The organism is Enterococcus sp. 4E1_DIV0656 (genome assembly GCF_002140695.1).
GTDB lineage: Bacteria > Bacillota > Bacilli > Lactobacillales > Enterococcaceae > Enterococcus_D > Enterococcus_D entomosocium.
The window spans coordinates 36396-59321 of record NZ_NGLF01000003.1; the positions used below are offsets into that span (position 1 = coordinate 36396).

The window sequence follows — 22926 nt, forward strand, 5'->3', positions numbered from 1 at the left end:
ATGGATTTCTTCATAGAATTATAAATATATTAAACAATAAAAAATGAAATAATATATTAGTGATTATTATACGTAAAATGTTATTCGTAAAAGCGAATAGTAAAGTATGAACAAATAGTAATAAAAATAGAAATATAAATATATTTAGGTAATTAATACAAAAATTATTGAAAGTTACCTGCTTCCATAGGGTGACAGCAATCGTGCTTCGCCACCTAGAGCGGACCTGGCGTTGAGTTTATTGCCCTGAATCTGTTGTACAGCTGCCTGACGCATTGTTTGAGCCTGTTGTGTATCGACATAACCGCCACCAACAAAGCCTCTACTTTGAGACTCTAAATCCATACGCATCTGTTCTCCACGTCGTTGTCTAAATTCATACGCTCCTTTTGCGCCAGCGTATATTAATGGTGCTGTTTCAAACGCACCATACAATAATGGGTTTGTATAAGAGAAGAGGGTAGAAGCTGCTGCTTTTGCCGCAGAGCCAGCTAATGAACTACCGTTAGCACGACTTTGCTTGTAATCTGGAATAACAGTAGCAGCAACTCCTACAGAGCCGAGAACTTTCATGGGATTATTTTTAATTCCTGATATTGCTTTACTCGTTATAGAAGAAATGTTTGCCAAGTTTTTCAACTCCTATCCATGACGTTTATTGTGCATTCCAAACAACATAGAGCCATCGGCGCCCAGTGATTTATCCACCTTAGCATCTGATGTCATGGCTGGAGCTTCCACAATTCCCATCGATTGCTGAACGTTCTTTTTTGCACCTTTAGTTACTGCTATCAAGTTATCCATATTATTAGTTCTTGCATTTGTTGGACCCAATAAGGCATCAACACCATTTTTAGGAGAACCACCTCCAACAACAGCCAATCCTCCACCGACAACACCTGCAGTTACTAATCCAGTAGTTAATTTATTTGCTGAATAACCAGTATAGAGATTTTTCAAGCTTTGTTTAGCTTCTTTCTTTAAGAAGACTTTTTTTGCGATTCCTGAGGCTTTACCTAATTTTGACATAGAAGGACCTCCTAAATTTTAGTATGTCCGTTAAGACCATTTAGTGTTTGTGCCATTCTTGAATTTTTAAGGGTGTCAGTTAATGTAGAGGCTGATTTAGTCATACCTTGTTTAACATTGTTAAATCCTCTTGTTACTTGTTCTTTAGAAGGTACACCAGCGGCTTTTATTCCTGTTGAAATTGTATTTATTCCTGCACCATAGACTGCTCCTCGACCGGCAGAGTCCCAAAAGTCATCTCCAGTTACTACAGAAGAAGCACCGCCTACTGCAGCTCCTGTAATAGCGCCTCTAAACATCGTTTTTCCAACTCCAGCTGCTTGAACTCCTTTCCAAGCGTCCATGCCGTAATCCATTGAACTTCTAGCACCGGCTTTTGCTATTTGTCCTGCTTTCATTGCGTTTTGACGTAATCCCATTCCAGCCTTTTGGCCCAGTGGAATACCTTGATGCTTTAATGTTCTACCTTGATTGGCTAATACTCTTGCTCGTTGAGCTGCTGGTACTGATAAGTTACGAGCTTTTGAAGCAGTAACTCCAGCTGCTTGACCGAGTTTCTGACCTAATCTTTTTGCAACACTTATACTCGCCATTTTACTTACTCCTATCTAGTGTATTTGGAATTTCCCATATTTGTATGTCCTATTCTTTGATTGAATAAGTCCAAGGGCATTTGTCCAAGTTGATTGGAAAGCGCCTTTCTTGGATTTTTTCTGTAATTCATTTGGTCCTTTTGTTGTTTTTTTAAAGCTTTTAAATCTGCTCTTCTTTGATGCTTTACCTGTTGATGTTCGTTTATCTTAGAGCCAGTATCAATAGCAGTTCCTAAAGCAATATACCCAGCAGATATCTTCATTCCTAAAGACATTGCCTTACCTATATCAACACTGTTTGTTCTAGCAATAGCTTTTTTGATTACTCCAATTTCAGACATAGCCAACACCTTTCATTCAGTAGAAATACCGATTAGTTAAAGGGTTTTGTTCGACGAAAAATTTTTTTTGAATTACCCTGTGCAGTGTACAAACTATTCACCGCCCATTTCTCTTTGCCTTAGTACATATTCTGGCTCTTCAATTTCAACCAATTCTTCAAAGTCAGCTTCAATAGGTTCCTCACCAGCCAATTTGGCCTCTTTGAGTATCTTAGCGGCATATGAAGAAGGGTCTAAGTTGGCGGATATCCGTTCACCTGACTTATCTTTTCTAGTCGAATTCAACAGTTCTAATGTTCGATTTCTTTTTGTTTGAATTTTATCTTTATAGATGGCTGCTTGAGAAATCTCTTCTTTGTACACTTCATCTCCACTTTCTGTAATAGACTGGAGTACGTCTTTTACGAAGTCACCTTCAATAGCCATCTTGTTCTCAGCTCGGAGAATCTGTACTTCATAATCAATTAAATCTTTGAGTAAAGACAAATCAACTGAGTCATCATCTCCAATCTCTAATTCAGTTTTGTAAGCATCGTATCTAGTTATTATCAAGGAGATTTCAAGAGGACATCTTTCTCCGAGTGTACATAAACCCGCTTTTAAAATCGGACAGACTGGTGCATATTGACATTGTTCTTCTTTACAAATCATAGGTATTGAAGAGTATAGTCCGTGTTTCGTCTGATACATCTCTACACCTTGCTGAATCGCTTCTAATCCTTTAGGAGATAAACCCCAAACGTTTTTTTCTGGTACAGCAATAGGGGCGTGGGTAGGGGGTTGTATTAAATCAGCTTTGTCTTTTAGAGCTTGTAAAGATTCCACACGCTGGTCGATACTATTTTTTTCATTCACTGGACTTTATGCCCCCTTTTTATATACTTCGTGAACCTCAATGTTGTTAATGCCAACTAAATCTATCTTTAAGAAATCAATCTTTTCAGTCGGCTTATTTATTTTATTAATTACAAATCTGTGATTGTTTATTACATTCTTTTTAGTTTCCTGTTTCGAAACCTCTCGATGATGATTATTTCTAAATCCTTTAATAGCCATTAAGCTTTCCTCAATTCTTTTTTCAGATTTTTTGCCAAACTAACTTTTTCTCAATCATTGTGTGATTGTTTATGTTTTTATAGCATGTAAGTCGACCTCTTCTTTTGCAATTTGGACATTCTATACAGAGAGTCGGATAAAAAGCAGGGGAGGAGAGAGGTTCTAAATGACTTTTAAACTTATCAAAGTCAAAATGCTCGCATCTAGGCTGTGTATAAGGGACAGGCTTTAATCCGAATATTTCTTTTAAACCGATTTTTTTTAGATGCTCGATAATTGTCTTGACCAATAGATTCACCCACTATTCGATTTGTCTGAACGAAATCTAACCATTCGCATTCAATATTTCAATCCCTAATAAAAAAGAGGGAAAAGTCCCTCTTAAGTACGATAGCTAGAAAACAATTTGGAATGCATAGATTACCGCCTAGTTGTTCGTTTAAAGCCTTTTGATTTTTTTTATGTACAATTTACTTATTGCATCATTTCAAAGCCATCTGAGCTATTCTGGTAGCAATAAATGGTTAAACTACCGAATCCATTACTTGTTGTTGGAAAGTAAATATTTCAAGAATTTCAATCCATACTCTTTGTAGAGAAAGCAAGTCACAATATACGTTTTTTTTACGTAAGATTTTTTTTAGGGAGAGTTTGACATTTGATAGAATGATTTTCTTCTACAATCAGCAATAGTGAGATTTATTTAATACTGAGGTACAGGCCCGTTTGCTTTCAAATTTGCAGAAACAGTTTCCTCTGGAGGGAAACAAGAATGGGTGGAAGGGAAGCTGCCAACTGTAAAGCTGTCATCTATTAGAATAAAGCGAAGTTTTAACTCTGAATCAGAATATCCTAATATTACTGGAGTTTCTGCTTTGAACTTTTCTTCCGGCATAAAGAATTTCATAAATGGTTGATACAGGGACTCTTTATAATTGGGTAGAACAATGTATTCTTTGTTTGGCTTCATGTACTTACCTAGTTCAATCAAATTTAGTTTGTAGAATTGGGTCACTCCACCAATGTTGTCTTCATACTCTCGTATATGAAACTGGGAACTAACTCTCACTCTTGCCTCCCCAATTTCTTTCAAGCCTAAGTCATCTTTACAAATTATTCTCATTACTTCATTTTCATTATGGTATAAAACTATTGGTTTCATAGACGATTTCCTTTCGATGTGGGGGGTTAGGGTAGGGAGAGAGAATGGAAGGTGGTATCGTCCAATTGTGTCTCCAACAGGGACAAAAGTTCTTCTTTAGAAGAGGCCTTTGTGGCTAAGTCAATTAATTGTGTTTCAGCTTCAGTTCGTTTGATTATATTTCTGTTAAAGTATTGAGTTTTCGCATCTGCCCAACGGATATTACCTCTAACGTAACCTCTAGAATTATCGATTCTGTCGATAGAATAATCAGGGAAGGGTTTTTCACCGATTTCTTCGAAGAATGCCCAAGGGTCCGTAATAAAGTCTGGTTCAATCTTTTCTCCATACTCAATTACTTTGTCATAGCGCTCGAAACTCGGTGATTTAGGATTAGTTGTTCTATACACCATTCCTCGCCAGTTTCCGTACCAAGGTTCATGTGATGCCCCATGGGTTTTATTTAAGGAGCTTGCACTAAGTACCCTAAGACAACCGCATGACTTTAAATCTCCTCTACGAAGTTTGGTTCCAGGTAATGAGACTATGTTTCCACACTTGCACTCACACTTCCAAAATGCGCCTCTTCCACTGGAATTGTCTTCGTCCAATTCGAGAACTTTCAGCCAGCTAAATTTCATACCTTGGATATCAATCCGTTGTTTTTCGTAGCTTTCTTTCCGCAACTTGTTACTACAAGATGCACACTTTTGGGCCTTTAATCTAAGAGTGTTTGCTCGAGTAGAAAACTCATTGCCGCATGCGCATTTACAAATCCAATATTTGTTCTTCTTAGTCGATTTATTGAAATCTAAGCGAAGTACTCGGACTCCATTTATAATTTGGTCTGTATAATCTATCGTGTTCGTCTTTCCTTCCTCCTATCTTTCATCTTTTCTTTTTAGTAATTCCATTTAATCGTAAAGTAAAGAGGGTTGTTGGTTATATTTTTAAAATTATTCGTATTTATATTTAATTTTAGAAATAAAATTTTATTAAAATGTCTTCGGCAAGATAGTGTGCAGGAAGGGGGAGGAGAAAAAGAGCCTTATCAACTAAGATAAGACTCTCCAGATAATGCTATTAATCAAGTGAAACCAGTTGGACATTTCCTAGACCAGGAATGTTAAATGTCTGAGTCTTCATCGAACCAGGTACGTTTTCTTTATCGGTTTTTGAATCTGCTAAGGAGGCAAGTTTACTTTCGATTCCTAAGCTCATAGCTTTTGATAGAATGCTGTTTAGAGTTTCTTTTGCAGCAGGAACTGCTTTTTCTTGTAGCAAAGAGCTTAGAAAATCAATCTTTTCATCGACAGCCTTGAAATTTTTTGATACTTCGGAAATTTTCTCTTCTGAATTTCGTGTAAGACTAGATAATAGGTCGATAAAACTCAATTCATTTTGCTCATCTTCAGAATCGGAAGGCTCTTCAAGTTTGATTCCTAACATTTTTACAGCTTCATCTTCAGTCAACTCATGAATACCATTTTCATCGACTGCATACATCACGTTTAATTTTGAAGGATATTCTTCGATGTCCTCATCATTCTCGAATTCAAAACCCTCTTCATAATTAGGGAAATTCATTTGGTCTTCAGTTTTAGACGACTCTAGTTCTTTTGCTTTTTCTCCAGCAACTAGCAAAGCATCAAAGAATTCAGTAATCCGGTTTCCAAGAGCTTCTTCTGAAATCTTTTCTTCACTAGCTTTGTCATCAGAGTAGTTATGGATGAAATCAATTACTTCAAAAAGAGATAATAATTTGTTTTCTAACAAATCATCTTGAAGTGAGAAACTCTCAAAAGTTGGCGTAGACAAGGCATCAATCACAGCTAGGCTAACAACTTCAAAGTTATGGTCCAGATTCTGCGGGGAGAGATTCTTCTCCTTTGCTACCTCTCGTGCATGTCCTACTTCGTCAGATAGTAATAAGTGGCTGTTTAAAAGGGTTAGCTTTTCATTTTTTAAATCTTTTGTCATGTTTATATTCTCCTTTAAAGTCCGTTTAGTTTCATCATCATGCTTAACCTAAAAGGGGATACTCTCCCTTTCGCATACCCAAGATAATGTTAACCAATAGACCTGTCTAGCCCTAAATAAAAAAAAGGGAACCTCTTGTGGGCTCCCTTGCTTTTTCGCTTATTTTCTTATTTCATTTCTAAATCATCGGTATCTAGTTGTGATTTCTTCATGTCAATTATAGGTCTAAAATCAAAAACGTATGGTTCTGGATTTTTGAAGTCGTTTGGAATACCGGTATTAATAAAAGATGCAGCTAAGTCTACCTCAAGGTTGTCAGAAAAGGTATAGTATCTAAAGAATACAGATACCAGTTCACCTTCTTCCTTATAATCAATCACATTCTTAATCATCAGGTAATTGCTGTTTTTTAAAGGCTGATTACCGACAGTGACCATTTTGCCTTCAAACAGTTTTTTATTGATTATAAAGCTTTGTTTTAAATTCTTACAATACTCTTGAATTTCATGTTTTTTGAACAACATGCTCAGAACACGAACATATGGAGCTTCGCCAGCAACGGTCATTTCATTTCCCGTCCTCACGTCCACATCTTCAGTCTTCCAATAGTGAATATCTATTTTTGAAGGTTTAAGTATATACTTGTTCATTCTAGATAATTCTGCATCTGAATAGTTGTTAGTATCGTTAACTACTGTGAAACTAAAGTTTTTCTTTGGAACAAACTCTTTGAGCTCTCTGTCATAAGTCTTACTATCAAATAATTTGAATTCGTCAAAGAGTTTATTTTGGTTGATTGATATATCTGGTTTGTATTCTATCAAAGGCCGAGAGACCTCATAAGTTTTACATTCGATAGTAAGAGCCTCTGTATCTCCTTTAAACACTAAAGCATATAGGCCGTTAACCACACAGTTTTCCCACGGTTTGGCCGATATGAAATAAGTGAGGTTTACTTGGTTTTGTTCATAAGAAATGTCTCTTGAAACAACTTTTCCTATTGAAGAGGGTTTAATCCTAGACCATAAAGCTCTATTAATTGCATCCACAACAATCTTCATTCTTGCAGCTCTTGAAATCATTGTCCGCTTATTATTTGTGTTTGTTGTCGCAAGCATAAACATATCAGTATATTCTGAAATATCTATATCCCATGAAGAAAGAATGTATCCAGAAACCTCATTCATCCGTGACCAATGAATCTCTTCAACTGGCATATGTCCATCAACAGAAAGAGACTTTCCAGATAACATTTCATATTCTTGAATATCATCTATAGTTACTTTATGAATTTCATCACTTAGATAGCTAATGCTTAAATATTCTTTTGAGGACTTCGGTTCATCCGACTTTTTTTGAATGTCAGCTATTTCCTTTAGATACGTCTTTATCATTGCTTCATCATAACTTGGTGATGAGCTCTTGTCTAAAAAATTCTGTACGATAATCATAATACTCATCTCCTGAAAAGTTTGAACTAACTACTACAACTTATTAACTTTTATAGAGGTAAATAAAGCTGAAATAGGGATGAACACACTGTGTTATCCTATCCTAATTATACACCAGAGTGATAACTAAAACAAAATGTTAAGTTTTATCTTAATTACATTTTTTTGAGAAAAAACTAAAAAAACATAGTTATTCATTAAGAGTAAAAAACTTGCACCCTTCCAATCTTCCACGCCTTTATTTAACCGAATCAGACTCTTTCAATCAAATGAAAAAGTTCTATCAATCAGACCCCCAAATGAATAAAAAACCTTTTCAAGAAGGAGTTAATTTTCTCAATAAGGTTATGACTATTTATTTAAAATCAATCTAATTACTTGAAGACATACTGGTCCCGTCAAAAACATAAACGGGGTCTAGCTGATTATGGCTAAACTACTGTGACCTGCAGAGTTTTTACGCTCACCTGAATACCTTGCAACCTATTTTCTCCCTTATTTTCTTACTTCACTGGGATTCTAGGTAATATTCTGCAGTCCCCTGAACATATGTCTATGTTCAAAACAGGCTCCACTCCCTACCGATATTCAAGTCCTACACACATTAACAATATTCCAATTGAAGATAAATATAATCTATTATTTTATGCCCATTATATTTACTTGTGTCGCAACCAGGCCCCGTAGTCAGGCGCAAGCTCTGTATATCAGTTTCATACCGGCTTGTTTTATGCTTTTGAGAATTCAGCTAGGGTCCTCATTGGCCCATTTTGCAGATAATCATCAATTCTCTCAGTCACCATATAAATTTTCTAGATTGAGGATGCTCGTGGCTCAGTAACCGCACCACATTATTCTTCCACTGTTTGTTCCTCACTTACAGTCATGTTATTAGTCTCTGGCATCTCGGATGATACTCTCACATATCAAACTGAGTTTCGTTCTTCGCTTGCTTAGAATAAAGCCAGTTGGACGCTGTGTCTAGCCCCTAAATGAAAATTCACTCAACAAAGCTCAAAACTTAGTAAATTTTAATATTGAGAAAATGTAATTCAGCTAAGGGGGGGCCCCTCTGATTTTAGCCCACCCCCTATGGTGACCGCTGTGCACTGAACTAGGTACACCCTATAGAATGTAGAAGTTTTATAAATTTTTCTGGCGCAAGGTAGTTGTATAAGAATGATTGGTGGATTCTTTCGGTGCCCACCCATCAAGCTTATAACAACAACAAAAGAAAGAAGGAATTGTAATGTTTAAATTTATGAAGGATTTTTGTGAAGGATTCAAAGAAGGAGTTACGGGTCAGGTAACAATGGTTGAAGAGAAGAAAGATACACTAGTTGCTCAATCAACAGGATGGACAGTTGATTCTTCAGTGACGGTGGTTTCTGATATCCATAATGTTATTGCTGATGATGAGCCAGTAATAGTTGATGAAGTGACCTCTGCCGCTAAAACTGGCGAGTTTGTAGGTAAAGTTTCTCGTACTGTTTTAATTGGCGCAGGCTCTTTGTGTAAGAAAGCTGTAAAACTAGTATGGGATACTGGTATGTTCGTTTTGAAAGCTCCTTTTAGAATCTGCATGTATGTCATTAGAACAATTCGCCGTTATAAGAGACTAACCTCAATGAGTTATGAGTGGATGGTGATGTCCCAAGGTAATGTTCCTTTATCAACACGTACTGCTTTTATCTTTAATAGCATCTACAGAGCAATCGTCACAGAAATTAAATATGGTTTAACAGGATTAGTAATATCATTCGATTAATAGAATTTTATTACTAATTTTAAATATAAAAACGAATATGGAGGAATATATGATGAAAACAAAGAACTTTAAGGGTGGATTTAGAGCGGTATTAGGAACAAGCGTGTTCTTCACTGGATATGCATACGGGATGATTGAATTGACTAAAGCGATGAGTGTTATGGCTTATGGGAATCTTATTGTTGGGATAATTGGCCTAATATTCTTTGTATTGCTGCTTAAATGGATTGGATTACTTTCAACAAGTTTAAAGTATCGTTTCAAATTACTCGGTGCCCTGTTAATAACTGTTGGATTACAAGTATTTCTTGGAATGACAACAATAGCTTTTCTTACTGCAGCAGTGTTGATTCTATTCATCAGTAATGATGCTCAGATTGAACAAATTATCAAAATGAAATAAGAGAGCTCTCTCTTGTAATAAACAAATAGAAGAAAGAAGGAAAATATAATGACAAACAATGCAAATTATTCAATGGAGTACGGATTTAATCATGGATGGGTACTAAATACAGATACAGGTAAGAAAGAACAGATGAAAAAGGAGGACTATAAAATGGTCATGGCAAAACAGGTTGAACAAAACAAATTGATTCAAGCATTACAAAATAAAAAAGAAATGAAAGAAGCAGGGGATATGAGAAAGAGACTAGACGGTGTTGTTCGTAGAAATGTTGAGTCTTCATCTTTGGAAGTCTTATTCACGACAGATGAAACACCATCAATCAATTCAGTGTTTAAATCTTCTAAATTGATGGGGTTAAATGCCAAACAGTTTGCAAAAGTATTCGGAACACAACAGTGGGCTATTCAAGAGTTTGAAGAATTAAAAGCTGCAGCTCTTCATGGGGGTATCGTCATAGGAGTAGAAGAGAATCTCTATGATGCGACAAGTCCTAACTATCATTGGGCGCTGGATTCAGCTGGACAACAACATCGCCAATTAGGTAGATTCATCGAAAACTATAAGATTCAAGTTGTTGAAGACTCTATTGAAGGACTCGTGAGCAAAGAAAAAGAAGTAGATGCATACGTATTACCACACATCTACTCCCTTGAAATTAGTGGACTCATTCCTGGATTGTTGAAGAATCCAGTTACAAATGAATTAACTAATGAGCTAGGCCGCTCTATCTTGGATTATATCAGATATGCTATTACATTTGAAGAAGCATCTTCAGGTATGGATTTTGTTAAGCCATACAACTTTTTGGAGTTTGCTTATGGTTCAGTATCCCAGTTAAGAAAAGGGGATAATGATGCTGTCGTAACTGCTAGTATTGACGCTAATCAACCGACCATTACAACTTTGGCGATGCTTGCCCAAACAGGAGTTACTTTTGATAGCTTTGCCAAAAAGGTAGGAGACGACAAAGTTAAGTTTCCTATGAATAAAATCTTCACTCGTTTCAAATTAGCTAACTCATCAGGTATTGAGCTAGGTTTGTTTGACAATGTCGGGAAAGCAGTTGTGACAGAAAGAGTCTTTAAATTTCATGAAAAAGATGGCGACTCGTACAAACAAGTAGATGTTGTTGGTCAACACTATGCGTATGAAAATGGTCGGACTATCCTGGTGTTACCAGAAGACTTTACAGTTATCAAATCTCATCTGATTGAAGCTCCAGTATTCAATGAGAACAAAGAGATGGAATTAGTTTCTGATTATGAAGTTGTCATCGATGCTCCTAAGACAGATGGTATTTCATACATGGACGAATCTGTAGCACGTGAGATTTACCAAGAGATGAATGGTAAAAAGGGCATGCAAGCCGCCGTTCAATTTCGTATGACTCCTTACAGCAAGGGTTTGATGTTAGCAGTGCCTGGTCTTACTAAACGACTAGATGCAGATATCATTTTGTTTGCTGGCGCAGTGAAAGCATCGATTCATCACTTCCTTGAAGAAGGCGATATCTTCTTCTCAGCATTAAATGTCAATCGCAAAGTGGAAGAAAACATGGTGGGACGTTTGAGTCGACAAGGATACTTGAACCTATTTAACAATGCAGAAGCTGCTAAGGCTGCAATCGAAGAAAATGCTGCAGTATGGGAAAAGGTATCTGATTTAGACCCTGAGTATGTTAAAGCAGTATTCAATGTAAATGATGACATGGAATTAGAAGAACTATTGGCCAATGCTAGTGCAGATGATTTAACTCGTCAATTAGTAAAAGCTAATCCAGTAGCAGCTTTGAAATCTGGAGCAACAAGAGAGAAAGTTCAAAGTTACTTGAAAGGAACCTATGCGAAAGTTGCATCAGGACAATTCCTTTATATGAGAGATACAGCATACGCATATCTAACAGTTGACCCTCTTCTAGTAGTTGATTACTTAGTAGAAGGTCTTCTTTCTGTCGTTTATGAAGAAGGGATGGAAGCTGGGATTAAAGTAGATGGGATTGTTCTCCCTAGAAAAGTAGATGGTCAATTAGTTCCAGCTTATGGAGAAGCAGGATGTATTCGATTCCCTATGCTGCATACTAAAGAAAGTAGAAAGGTAATGGCTGACGGGACTGTATCTGGTTTTTATCAGACAGCAGGTGGACATTCAAAAGGTGGGTATGCAAGTAGATACCGTGAAGCAGTTAAACGTGGGTTCTTTGAAGGATGTGTGGTATTCAGCTTGTGGGATATGAATCCTGAAGCAATGAGTGGTGCCGACTTTGATGGAGACTTTGCCATCATTACTCTAGCTGAGAAAGTTGTTAAGCATATGAAACAACAACCATTGTTCTTAGACTACTCAATTCTTAAAGACGCTAATGGTAAAGAAACATTAGTAGCAGGTTGCCCATTTGGTCAAACTATTGATGGTGGTCTTCCAGAAGGTTTATTAACAGAACGTGAAGAACGATTTGCAAAAGAAACTCTAGAGATGACAATTAATGGCTTTGATGTAGTATTCAACAAAGAAAAATACAATCAATATGGAAAAGGCGCAAGTTTAGTCTTAGATAAAATTTGCCGTTTCTTCTTGATGACATCACTAACAGGTAACGATATCGGTACATTGACAAATATCCTGGCATCAGTCACAGAAGCGAAACAAGAGGCTGAAGCAACTGTAACATCTGCTGAACTTTTAGACCTTGAAGTTGAAAAAGAATACTTTGGTAAAGAAGTAAGTGGATACGGCAAGTTGGAACATTATATGGCAATGGCTATTCGTTGGGAAATCGATAAAGCGAAACATGGTGGGGCATATCGTGAATTTATGCCTTTCATCGATAAAGCTTTGTTTGAAACAGGCTCATCAGCAGAAGCACTTGAAGATTTGGAAGAAGAATTTGGAATCAGCTTGCAACGTCTATTCGTTAATCGTCTAGGCGTTGAGGCGTAATAGCTATATAACAATAACAAAACTTATAACAATTTGGAGGAACTAACAATGACAAAATTTACAGATATGATGAATAGCATGAACTCAGCGGTACAAGCGAATAAAGCAGAATTGGTGGAACGTTCTGAAGGAAGAAATATCTATACGAATCGTTTCCATGTCAAACCTGATGAAGTTCAAAATAAAATGGTTAAGTCTCGTACTATTTTCATTGCTAAAAACCAAGTGAAGGGCGGTTATTTCCAATCCGAAATCACTCGTATCGTAGAGAAACTTGTTAAGAGTCAAGAAGCATTGTTTGGCAGCCGCTATAATGAGCGGAATTATAACTTGGTATTGGAGTGCCAAGCGTTCATTCAATATGTCTTGAATACTAATCCTGAAGTGAACCTAGAAGATATCAGAACGCAAGGGTTCAATATCACTCGTCGTTACTGGGATACTGTTCAACCTAAGAAAAATGACTATATCAATATTTTGGATGTATTGATTGAAGAAGAGATTAAAGAAAATCCAAACGGTCGTTTCGTTAATAATAACTTCAGCAACTACTCAACTAGTCGCAAATATACTTTCGTTAAAGACAATCTACCAAAAGCAAAAGCAAACTTGGCAGTCGTGAAGTACATGGAGTACAAACAAATCCAAGCACAGTTTGAAGTAGAAGCACGTTTGTTGTGCGATTCAGATGGGTATAATGGTGCATTGCTATTTGCGACAGTATATCTGTTCTTGCTAGAAGAAAATGCATCAATTGAACATGCAAAAATTGCTCAAATGACTCGAGGAAAAGCTCAAGACACTCAAGTCATGAATGGAATGGATGAAAATGGCGAATATATCTATACTCGATTCGCTTCAGTATTCGACTTGTTTGCTCAAGGAACTATCTCATTCTTTGCGATGCTTCGTGAGGGTAAGTATGACTTGAACATTCCTATGAAGAAAGTAAATGCCATCACCGAGTTCTCAGTGCCAGATGAGAAAGTGGACACAGTGAAGAGCTTCTTGAAGAATTTGTCTGATTCAAATAAACCGCTGAAAGTTCAGAAGGTGAATGGTCAATTAGTATGGAAAGGTTTGGTCATGAGTCCAGAGAATGCTTCTCTTACAAAGAAAGAAACAGTAGGTGCTTTGACTAATACCTTCTTGAAAGATGTTGCTCGTGCGGATGAATTTGCAGCACGCTTTGGTGGAGACAAATGCTTCTTGAAATCTTCTGTCTTCACAGGAGTTTATGATTTGTATCAAGGCTCAGTAGTTGGGTTTGCTTCTTATAATCGTAATGGCGTTACCTTTGTAAAAGTCTTCTTGGCGGATGTCGTTGCAGCATTCAATGAAACAACCAAGAACAATATTCGTACAATGGTTGCTCAACGTGAGGAGAAATACGGATATACAGAGTCTGATGAGGATACTTACTCAGAACTAGGAGAAGTAGGGGGAACCATCAATGAGTATTCAGATAGCACAGATGTATTTATGAATGAAGAAGTTGAGTTGTTCGGAAATGTCGACTTTGATTATTAAACAAAAGAATTTGAGGAGCCTCCGGCTACGGGTAGTTGAACCGTAGACTGGTAGCTCCTCTTTAATTTTAGGAGGGATTCGAGATGAGATATTGGAAGCACACGAGAGATGAAATAAAGATGATACTGTTCCTGGAACAAGAAGCTAAAATGCCTTATACCCGAGAATGGTTCTTGAATGATAGTAAGCGACTCTTTCTTATGTATGAGAAGGAGTTTGCTAAATACCGTAAACGGTTGTCTACAGAATTAACGATGGAATATAAGAAACAGATTAAAGAAGAGAGACTATCTAAACAAAAGGATGTCTCTGTTAACCAGTTTGATGAAGATGACGATTTGCCCTTCTAGCTTTCCCCCCTGCGGGTTTTCCTTTTACAGTTAGTTGGCAAATTTAGAAGAGTGTCCCTCTCTAGGAATAGAGGGGGTCTACGCCCTTCGTAGAGATTGATAATTTCTTTACCCTAGAGATAGTCTTCTTATTTATTAGATGATGGGTATGGGAATGTAGGTGAATGGGGATGTTTGATATTGACCGTCTTATGGAGAAAAGGTTTAACTCAAGACAAGAAAAGAAAGGACTGTTAGCTATGTTTAGTAAGAACTATAAAACAGATTTTAGTCGTGATGGTGTTACTCTGAAGTATTCGGTTGATGTGAATTATGGTCACATAGTTGAGTTTGCAGAAACAATGGAGAAGATGGTTGATGCAGGTATCCCTCTAGTAGTTATCTACTACACAGTACAAGAGATGGTTCATTCTCTAAAAGGTATTAGTACACGTATCATCGCAGAACCGGGCAGTCTGGTCCTGTATCTGGATTTAGAAAAGGTTACAGAAGAGGAGAATGATTATGAATTCGAATATAGTAGCATTACCAACTAAGTATGAACGTTTTGCCGATGGCTTTATCAGATTGGTGAATAATATTTCCACCATTGAAAAGAAGACCACTGACAAAGTGTTGGACGATATTCACGCAGGGGTATATGAAGGGAAGCAAACACCTATTCATAATATCTACCTCTTGATTGAGCAAGATGATGATATGTCTTATTATGTGATGAATAAACTGGGACTGCTTTCTGAGTAGTCCTTTTTTTATATTTACAAATTGACTGATGTAGACTAGTTTGCCGTTAACACTAAAGGAGGAACAACCGATGAAACTAGATGTAGCTTTGTTAGATAATCAAATTAAGACGCTTTGTGAAATAAAGCGTGATAGACTAGGTAACACGAATGAAACAGATGTACTGGAGGGAGTAATCAACTTTCTTGAAGATATTTCTGTCATAGTAGGAGATAACTACGGTGAAGATATCGACATCACCATTACTCCTGAAAATAGTGAAGTAATCAAGGCTGACTTTGATAAGATTGAATCTATCTTATATGACCAGTATCGCAATACAGGGAAACTTCAGTACCTTGGATACAATGCTCGGTTCATTAATGCATCATTTGTAGTAACTAGTAAGTTCAATGATGTTAAATCTAAGTTTAATACTCTTGAAGAAGTTGTTACCTATATTGCGTTAAAGATAGTTTATAGAGACTAACCTGATTGATTCAGGAAGAAAAAGGGAAGGGGGGATGCAAATATATGGCGGCATTTCTATTTATTGGAGCATTTTTTGTTATGATATATTTTGCTTTATCGTGGGGACGTGGAGGGTGCGTAACAACACTCTTCGTATTGTTTATCTTATTTATTTTTCTGGTCAATCCGTTTCTCGGGTTACCAGTTATTGGGTTAACCGTCCTAATCAGCAGGGCATTCTTTAAAGATTAGTTGCAGACAACTGAATAGGTCATTGAACGAGAGCCGGGGGTTTTTCCCTCCGGGTCTTTTTTTGTTAGTCAGAGATGTTCTTACAATGAATTGTTGTGGGCTACGCCCGTAGTACGAGGAGAGGCTTTGCCTTAATAGAAGAAAACTTTGGAGGGAATACTTATGACAATTATGCACACATTGGAAGACGCACGAAAATTTTTAGCTGACGCAAAGGTCCAAGAAAAAATGCCGCAACCTCTACAAACGGCAGTTTCAAGAGACCTTAAGGCCATTAAGAAATGTAACGAGATTTTGGAGAATCCTTTTTCTTCAAAACTAGACAAAGAGATTGCCCTAAGTGATTTAGGCTATTACGAAAATGAATTGTCAATGGATTATACATTAGCAAGGAGTGTCGTACATGGCTAAGATTGCATTTATTAGTAACCGGGAAGACCCGAATAGTTACTTTACCCGTAAAGAGGATTTCAACTGGAAAGCAATTAAGCATGCAGTTTGGGAGGAACTGTCTAAGCCGGAGTGGCGTGGACAGACTTTTTTGATTCCTATCTATTCTCGTTTTGACCGTTTTGTACTGTATTGTGCTGAACGTCTTCAAAATGAGGTGATTTTCTACATTCCTCAACAAGAGTGGGGAGAACATGCTATTCCACAAAACCAGATTGATTTAGTCAAACGTATGAAAGCACGTTACCCAAAAGTAGTTGAGCGTGGCAATCAACAGCGTTTAGAAAGAATGCTGGATGATTGTGATGCTGCATTTGCTTTGATGACTGGAAGTTCACTAGATTGTGACACCAGCATGATGAGAAACAAGAAGATGAAACTGTTTGACTTTGAATCAGCAGTGGCATCTTATACGTATCAACAAGAAATGAAGCAACAACCAATCACAACAAGAAGATAATGGAGGAATTACTATGTTAGAAGGATTACGACTTGCATCAGGAACCAAAAAATTTGACCGATTTTTACCAGCTACACGCAAAGATGTAAAAGAAGCAGTTGCGGTGGCTCATGTGTCTGCTAATGAGGCTGCTGTTCAAATTGAACATATATACAGTGTCTTAGAAGCTAACGGCTTGAAGGTTGACCGTCTCGATGATGAAGAAGTCTTTGATATGGCAGTATCTGCTTCAGTTAATGACCATGCATTATTGAAAGACTTAGCTAAGGCTGACTATGAAAACCGTCTAGCTAAACGTAAAGCCGACCGTCTAGAAAAGAAAGCACGCAAGGCGGCGGAAAAGAAGGCAGTCCAAGAAACTAAGTTATCAAACTCAGTTAAAGAAACTGCTAGTGTTGCTACAAAAACACAATCTCTAGTTGATGAAGCACTAGAAGCCGGGACAGCTGTTTAACAGTTGTCCTCTTCTCTTTGAGGAGAGAGAGGGGCTACGCCCGGTATTGACAATGAAAGAGTGATTGATACAGCGTATCACCTATACACGATATAGGGGAAATTAGTATTCGTCACTCTAATAAAAATAAAAAATTATTGGAGGAATTAACATGTCTTTTGCACAAAATAATACTCGCACAGGTTACAACACAAATCAAAACGTCGCTGGGCAAGGCTATGGCAGTCAACAATCTCAACTACAAGCACTTTCTATTCGCTCTACAAAACCAGGGGATATCGGTCCTGAATGGTACATGACTGACCAGTTTGATGGCGCACACCTCGTGACCAATTACTCTTCAAACGACAAACTGCACATCGACTCTATCTTTCTACAACCTGCTAACAATCCTAATCGTCCGAAGTCAGTTGCTCGTGTGACTATCACTATGGCTGGCGGCTTAGTTCGTACCGGTGGCTGGATTAACCAAACGGATGAAGGTGCATTGCGCTTTAGTCCATACCAAAGTGAATACCTAGATGAAACTGGTGCCAAGAATTACTCATCACCTGTTATCTTGAATAAACTAGTTGCAGCTCAAATCTTGCGCTATGCTCATAAGTTGATTGTGCCTTTTGACCCATCTATGATTGCTCGTCCTAACAATGGACAAACTCAGAACCAAGCGCAACATCAATTCCAAGGGCAATCTCAGCCTCAAGGTAACTTCCAAGGTCAAGCTCAAAACAACTTTGGTCAAGGCCAGCCTGCTAACAATTTCGGTAATCAATTCGGGAATTCAACTATTGATATTTCTGATGATGACCTGCCGTTCTAAGCAAACTTTTCTGACTCATCGCTTATGTGGTGAGTCTTTCTTATTATGGGTACTCCAAAACCCACCAATTGTTTATGTTATAAGTTTCTTCATTGAGGAGAGAGAGCGAGTGCTTTCTCTCTTTTTTTTATAGTCCCACAATCCTTTGTGGGCCTGAAAATGACATTGGATACTACATATTTATTTGACAAATTGATTAAGAGGGAATAATCACCATATAGTGAGTCCCTAGAGGGTCTACGCCCAGTTGAGCTAGTTGATTACCAGTGGGATGAAATGAAGTTCCCATTGCTAAGTTTAATCTTTATCTATTTCTTATCACATTTACTAATAATAAGGAGGTACAGGCAACTATGCTAACTATGGCACTTAATCTTAAACAAATACATGACCCTGAGAAACTGACAAACGAATCTAAATGGTACCCAGGAGTAAGGATACATACTAGTGAAAGAGTCTGGTATCGTCAATTCTTCCTAGAAGACTACTTATCTGAGGATGGTTATTTTCCTAAGTTGAACTCTGTCCACAAAGACGGGTCTACTTCCCTTCCCACTTACTCGCTTGAAGGAGCTAGTCCTATTAGAAAGGACGTCCCTATCCAATGTGGAGACTTTCTAATTATCGGACACACTCTAGAGGGTATCTGTATGTACTCTATGAGACAAGACCTCTTTTACGAGACGTTTACCACCTCTGGGGAACTTCCTCTGGAGGATTTCGTCCCTATTTTTCACTCTGGAGTTTATAACAACATTCTCTATAGTGCATCTCATGCTTCGTAAGAGTCTCATGCTCTGTATATTCGTTTAGAGAGAGCAGAGAAGAGGAGAGGAGAGCGAGTAATTTGCTCTCCTTTTTTCGAGAGGATTTTCTCGGGATTTTCCTCTGGAGGACTTTGTTGTTTCACCTCTGGAGAACCCCCTATCTTTTAGAGGGGCAAGGTCCTAAAAAAGAAAACTTCAATGAAACAGGGTGTCTGATTTTATGGTCCTACCTTACGTTCTACGGCGTTTTTATTCCAATCTGGATAAATTCCCTTTTTAGAGGTTAAAGGTCCTCTAACCGCAAAATAGGTCTACACATTTTTTATTACTATGGTGCCGCAATCTTACGATTTTCTTAATTAATGAAGGAGGATTTAGTATGCTCGAATTTCGCTATGATAACTTTTATGAATTGATTGATAAGACGTCCAATCTTGATATTAGTCCTTTAATTACTACTGTCTTTGAATTACAAAATATTGTCAGCATTACAAAATTGGGAACCATAATCAAGGTTGATAGAATTCAAAGTCCGTCAGTAAAAATCGACCACAACAACTATAGCTATAAGCTATTTGATTGGTTTATAGAACAGATTATTTCATGTTTGCCTGAAAGTGTTTTGAAATATGCCGATGAAAATAAGCTTCGGAGGGTGGAGATTTTTTCTAGCAGAAGTTCTGGTACTGACATTTCGTTTTTACCTATTGAAATTGGTTACACAGGCCCTATGGTGATATTTTCCAATAGCGGTGAATGTATTGGAATGATTGAGTCAGTTTCAGATTACGATGAAGACTTATATGAGTCTCAAAAACATAGGTCTTACGATGTCAGCAAAAACAGATTCTTGCGACTTTTCGAAAAATATCCGGAGGTAAAATAATGACGAATATTATTGATTTTGAAGATAATACAATACTTGCTAACTCTATCCTCAATCTGGAAATTTCCCCTTTAGTGGCTATATTCTTTGAAAAACAAAATATAGAATCTATTACCAGATTTCCTACATCAATACGCATTGAGTACAGGACTGGGGAGAGGATGTCTGTTGCACCTGATTCTGACACTTTTTTATTGTTTGATGGCATGTTTAAAAAAGTAAGAGGATGTATTTCTGAGGATATATGGACGTATATTAGAAATTTATATTTAGATGAAATGACTATCTATTCAAGCATAGCATATGGAACTGACGTTTCGTTTAACCGAAACAAAAATCATGAAGATGGCCCTTTGATTGTTTGGAACTTAGGAGGCAGGTGTGTTGATGTCCTAAAAAATTGTTTTCACTATGAAAGTAGTAATTATTTTATCAATCCAAACTATTGGCACTCATATACAGGTGGGAGTCCCTTTTTACATGTTTTATGGAATACTGTGTAAATTATTCATCTAAATCCCTTTCTGAACTGCTGTTTGAATATTTATTGACTTAAGGAGGTAAGCTACATGATGAATGAATATGATACAGAGAATTCTTCTTATGGGGTTCAGTATAATCCCCTCATTGCAAAGTCATTAATTGGTTTGTCTGAAGGTATTGGGGCTACTTATTTCTCATGGCTTAGTTTTTTGAGAACTGGTCACTATCAGATAGAACAATCCCCTTTTTATGAATGTTCTCCGATTTATATGAAGCTAATCGACTTATTTTATAAAGAAATTACCCATCTTGATATATTCCACGATGACATATATCTGGATTATATTCACGTTCAAGAATTTAATATCATCTTTTACAATTATGGACGTTCTGCACGTGTAGATATGAAAAGTAGAGATGGTGGTAAATATCAATTGTTCTTTGACCAAAATGGAGAATACCTCCACAGTAGCTATTTAGAATATGAATCTGACTTGTCGGATGATGAAGATGGGGATGAAGCTGAAGATTATTGGGATGATGATTATGATGATGAATAATCTTTAAATCATGAATCTCCTATTCTTTTTTCAACAATTCAAAGTGTCAGGAGGAAAATTATGGAAACCGATGTAGAAAAATATAGTCCTTTAATTGCAGAAATGTTTTTTAGATTATCAAGTAGGCTGAATATTGTAAAGTTTTCGAGGAATGGTGTGCTTAAAAATACGAGATACAGGGTTAAAGGTGGTTGCGGGCAGATTTGTCCTAGTATATATAATGATTTATTTGAACTATTCTATGAACAAATAACGCTTCTTGATTTGAATGGTCCAAAAATTCCGAACTCATTGAATGAGATTGACTTGGTTTTGATTTTCTTCTCTGATGACAAGAACTATATGGTTGTAGAATTCACGCTTCCGGATGACATGGTCTATGAATTCCATTTTTCAAGTTCTGGTAAATGTACTCATAAGTTTTTTTATCATGTTGATGAAGAAGACGAAGATGAGGAGTATTACTAACGATAGGGGCGATTGTTATACCGTGAGTAACAAGTTACTTTAAAAATTCTGACAGAAAATAATGATTATGGAGTAACTATTTAAGCTGATTTTCTCTATATATATTACCCACCTGCCACCCATACCTATAACCTTACAATCTTTTTTTTGCGGCAACTAATCATCCGATAGCAACATGACTTAGCAGCTGATTAAGATATCCGAACTTGATAGGGGGATAAACTATATATAGAGATTCCCCTTTATATTTTTTCTATATACAAACAACCGAGAGGAGCATCACCTATGTATTACATTGACTACCAGAATTTGACTATTGTAGAGATAAAGACTGAGGTACAGGAGAGCTATGAGATTGAGCGTACAAGCATCGCTGGAAAAGAGATATCTATAAGGGTGAACCATCTATATATATATGATGACCAACACTCCGCCTGGCAAGCATTGATAAGCAGCTTCGTCAATGCTGAGTTAGACCAAGTATTTGATAATCTAGTAGCGGTTCCTGTTGAGAGGGAGTCTTATTTATCTGCAAAGGGGATGCTGGAACAGCTGGGTAAAGAGCTTGACTCTATATATAGGAATGCGCCTATAGATACATCTGGTTGTGTTTATGGGTTATGCGTTAAGAGAGTACAATACTTTCTACTGTTTTTGAGGACTTACCATCTAACGATTACCATACCAGAGGATTACCTGCTGTTCATAGAGCTATAGCTATATATAGCAACCTTCCTCCCAACCCCGTTTCCCTTTTTTCTTTCTTTCCCTGAATGATTAAACTGAATGGAATCTTATATAGGGATTATCTATAGAGGTTATATATAGTGAGTCTTCTCTTATAGAGGTTTATATATATATGTAATAGGTTCTATTAGGGAGATGTGTATAAGAGACAGGCTCATGGCTTACTATTTATTAATTGTAGTTGGTATTTATATGATTTTTCAAACAACTTTTACTAGTACGAGTAATGCTTTATCTAAACTTTTTTTCAAGTTTGTGCCTATGATGCTGGCAATAGCTTGTTTAATGGTCGCAGTAATTAAGCTGAATTTGTTCGGCATTTTGAACTGATTATTTTTCAAATTGATGTAGTTATAGGGGTGTAAAGCGATGAAAAAAATGATTAATAATTGGTGTTCAGCAATACATCATAGAAGGATGATTGCACAAACAAAAAGATTACTCTTACATCACATTAGAAATAAAAGTTATCTCCCATATTTTAATCATCCTAAAAGTGACCATGAGAATGTCTTAGAAATGATTCGCTTTTTTAAAATTGGCTATGAGGATGGTTATTTTGCTCATGGCGATAGTTTTGATGTTGCTCAGTGGATGGACGCTAACAAAGATAAGGTGTTAGAGATTTATGATGGCTTAGTCCAAAAAGCGTAAATATAGTTACTGAGTGCTTAGAACCATGCATTTCCTGTCATTATTTGTATCAAGTAGGAAAGGAAAAAGTATAAATGGATGAAATACTTATTTGTGAACTTAATAAATTCGAAGTAATTGAAAGTCGCAGCACTGGCTGTGAATTGGAA

General features: G+C 36.9%; 28 protein-coding genes. 18 read left to right on the forward strand and 10 right to left on the reverse strand.

Annotation, left to right across the window (positions count from 1 at the left end; translation table 11 throughout):
* Positions 1-174 precede the first annotated feature (174 nt).
* The 10 genes from A5882_RS17605 to A5882_RS17650 all read right to left on the reverse strand — a co-directional run bounded on the left by A5882_RS17605 (position 175) and on the right by A5882_RS17650 (position 7591).
* A complete protein-coding gene (locus A5882_RS17605) occupies positions 175-630 on the reverse strand; it encodes a hypothetical protein (RefSeq protein WP_086373239.1) in 456 nt (151 codons plus the stop codon).
* A gap of 12 nt (positions 631-642) precedes the next feature.
* Positions 643-1029 (reverse strand): hypothetical protein, encoded by a 387-nt coding sequence (locus A5882_RS17610; protein WP_086373240.1) that lies wholly within the window; start codon positions 1027-1029, stop codon positions 643-645.
* Positions 1030-1040: 11 nt separating this feature from the next.
* A complete protein-coding gene (locus A5882_RS17615) occupies positions 1041-1622 on the reverse strand; it encodes a hypothetical protein (RefSeq protein WP_086373241.1) in 582 nt (193 codons plus the stop codon).
* A gap of 11 nt (positions 1623-1633) precedes the next feature.
* Positions 1634-1963 carry a hypothetical protein gene (locus A5882_RS17620; protein WP_086373242.1) on the reverse strand — a complete coding sequence of 110 codons (330 nt, stop codon included), beginning with the start codon at positions 1961-1963 and terminating at the stop codon, positions 1634-1636.
* A gap of 93 nt (positions 1964-2056) precedes the next feature.
* A complete protein-coding gene (locus tag A5882_RS17625) occupies positions 2057-2818 on the reverse strand; it encodes a hypothetical protein (protein WP_086373243.1) in 762 nt (253 codons plus the stop codon).
* Between the two features lie 6 nt (positions 2819-2824).
* Entirely contained in the window at positions 2825-3019 is a 195-nt protein-coding gene (locus A5882_RS17630; protein WP_086373244.1) for a hypothetical protein, read from the reverse strand.
* A 703-nt stretch (positions 3020-3722) separates the two neighbouring features.
* Positions 3723-4181 carry a hypothetical protein gene (locus tag A5882_RS17635; RefSeq protein ID WP_086373245.1) on the reverse strand — a complete coding sequence of 153 codons (459 nt, stop codon included), beginning with the start codon at positions 4179-4181 and terminating at the stop codon, positions 3723-3725.
* 26 nt (positions 4182-4207) lie between these two features.
* Entirely contained in the window at positions 4208-4846 is a 639-nt protein-coding gene (locus A5882_RS17640) for a hypothetical protein (RefSeq protein ID WP_139843255.1), read from the reverse strand.
* A gap of 397 nt (positions 4847-5243) precedes the next feature.
* Positions 5244-6140 (reverse strand): hypothetical protein, encoded by an 897-nt coding sequence (locus A5882_RS17645; protein WP_086373247.1) that lies wholly within the window; start codon positions 6138-6140, stop codon positions 5244-5246.
* Between the two features lie 167 nt (positions 6141-6307).
* The gene (locus A5882_RS17650; RefSeq protein ID WP_086373248.1) at positions 6308-7591 is read right to left on the reverse strand and encodes a hypothetical protein; all 1284 of its coding nucleotides are present in this window, start codon (positions 7589-7591) and stop codon (positions 6308-6310) included.
* A 1249-nt stretch (positions 7592-8840) separates the two neighbouring features.
* On the opposite strand from A5882_RS17650, the gene A5882_RS17655 reads away from it, so the two are divergent.
* From A5882_RS17655 to A5882_RS17755, 18 genes are all read left to right on the forward strand, one after another.
* A complete protein-coding gene (locus A5882_RS17655; RefSeq protein WP_086373249.1) occupies positions 8841-9359 on the forward strand; it encodes a hypothetical protein in 519 nt (172 codons plus the stop codon).
* A 52-nt stretch (positions 9360-9411) separates the two neighbouring features.
* The gene (locus tag A5882_RS17660) at positions 9412-9762 is read left to right on the forward strand and encodes a hypothetical protein (RefSeq protein WP_086373250.1); all 351 of its coding nucleotides are present in this window, start codon (positions 9412-9414) and stop codon (positions 9760-9762) included.
* Positions 9763-9810: 48 nt separating this feature from the next.
* Positions 9811-12702 (forward strand): hypothetical protein, encoded by a 2892-nt coding sequence (locus tag A5882_RS17665; protein WP_086373251.1) that lies wholly within the window; start codon positions 9811-9813, stop codon positions 12700-12702.
* Between the two features lie 48 nt (positions 12703-12750).
* Complete coding sequence (locus A5882_RS17670) at positions 12751-14232, forward strand: hypothetical protein (RefSeq protein ID WP_086373252.1); 1482 nt, start codon at positions 12751-12753, stop codon at positions 14230-14232.
* Between the two features lie 83 nt (positions 14233-14315).
* The gene (locus tag A5882_RS17675; protein WP_086373253.1) at positions 14316-14582 is read left to right on the forward strand and encodes a hypothetical protein; all 267 of its coding nucleotides are present in this window, start codon (positions 14316-14318) and stop codon (positions 14580-14582) included.
* Between the two features lie 170 nt (positions 14583-14752).
* Positions 14753-15118 carry a hypothetical protein gene (locus A5882_RS17680; protein WP_086373254.1) on the forward strand — a complete coding sequence of 122 codons (366 nt, stop codon included), beginning with the start codon at positions 14753-14755 and terminating at the stop codon, positions 15116-15118.
* Complete coding sequence (locus A5882_RS17685; protein ID WP_086373255.1) at positions 15087-15326, forward strand: hypothetical protein; 240 nt, start codon at positions 15087-15089, stop codon at positions 15324-15326. The genes A5882_RS17680 and A5882_RS17685 overlap by 32 nt, the downstream gene beginning before the upstream one ends.
* A 70-nt stretch (positions 15327-15396) precedes the next feature.
* On the forward strand, positions 15397-15795 hold the full coding sequence (locus tag A5882_RS17690) for a hypothetical protein (protein ID WP_086373256.1): 399 nt from the start codon (positions 15397-15399) through the stop codon (positions 15793-15795).
* Positions 15796-16190: 395 nt separating this feature from the next.
* On the forward strand, positions 16191-16439 hold the full coding sequence (locus A5882_RS17700; RefSeq protein ID WP_086373258.1) for a hypothetical protein: 249 nt from the start codon (positions 16191-16193) through the stop codon (positions 16437-16439).
* The gene (locus A5882_RS17705) at positions 16432-16938 is read left to right on the forward strand and encodes a hypothetical protein (RefSeq protein WP_086373259.1); all 507 of its coding nucleotides are present in this window, start codon (positions 16432-16434) and stop codon (positions 16936-16938) included. Before A5882_RS17700 ends, A5882_RS17705 begins: the two co-directional genes overlap by 8 nt.
* A 13-nt stretch (positions 16939-16951) precedes the next feature.
* A complete protein-coding gene (locus tag A5882_RS17710) occupies positions 16952-17392 on the forward strand; it encodes a hypothetical protein (protein ID WP_086373260.1) in 441 nt (146 codons plus the stop codon).
* A gap of 151 nt (positions 17393-17543) precedes the next feature.
* On the forward strand, positions 17544-18212 hold the full coding sequence (locus A5882_RS17715) for a hypothetical protein (protein ID WP_086373261.1): 669 nt from the start codon (positions 17544-17546) through the stop codon (positions 18210-18212).
* Positions 18213-19358: 1146 nt separating this feature from the next.
* Positions 19359-19865 (forward strand): hypothetical protein, encoded by a 507-nt coding sequence (locus A5882_RS17730; RefSeq protein ID WP_086373264.1) that lies wholly within the window; start codon positions 19359-19361, stop codon positions 19863-19865.
* Entirely contained in the window at positions 19865-20368 is a 504-nt protein-coding gene (locus A5882_RS17735; RefSeq protein WP_086373265.1) for a hypothetical protein, read from the forward strand. The genes A5882_RS17730 and A5882_RS17735 overlap by 1 nt, the downstream gene beginning before the upstream one ends.
* Before the next feature lie 66 nt (positions 20369-20434).
* The gene (locus tag A5882_RS17740; protein WP_086373266.1) at positions 20435-20908 is read left to right on the forward strand and encodes a hypothetical protein; all 474 of its coding nucleotides are present in this window, start codon (positions 20435-20437) and stop codon (positions 20906-20908) included.
* Positions 20909-20968: 60 nt separating this feature from the next.
* Positions 20969-21376 carry a hypothetical protein gene (locus tag A5882_RS17745; RefSeq protein WP_086373267.1) on the forward strand — a complete coding sequence of 136 codons (408 nt, stop codon included), beginning with the start codon at positions 20969-20971 and terminating at the stop codon, positions 21374-21376.
* A gap of 285 nt (positions 21377-21661) precedes the next feature.
* Complete coding sequence (locus tag A5882_RS17750) at positions 21662-22093, forward strand: hypothetical protein (protein ID WP_086373268.1); 432 nt, start codon at positions 21662-21664, stop codon at positions 22091-22093.
* Positions 22094-22492: 399 nt separating this feature from the next.
* A complete protein-coding gene (locus A5882_RS17755) occupies positions 22493-22777 on the forward strand; it encodes a hypothetical protein (RefSeq protein WP_086373269.1) in 285 nt (94 codons plus the stop codon).
* The last annotated feature ends 149 nt before the right edge of the window (positions 22778-22926 follow it).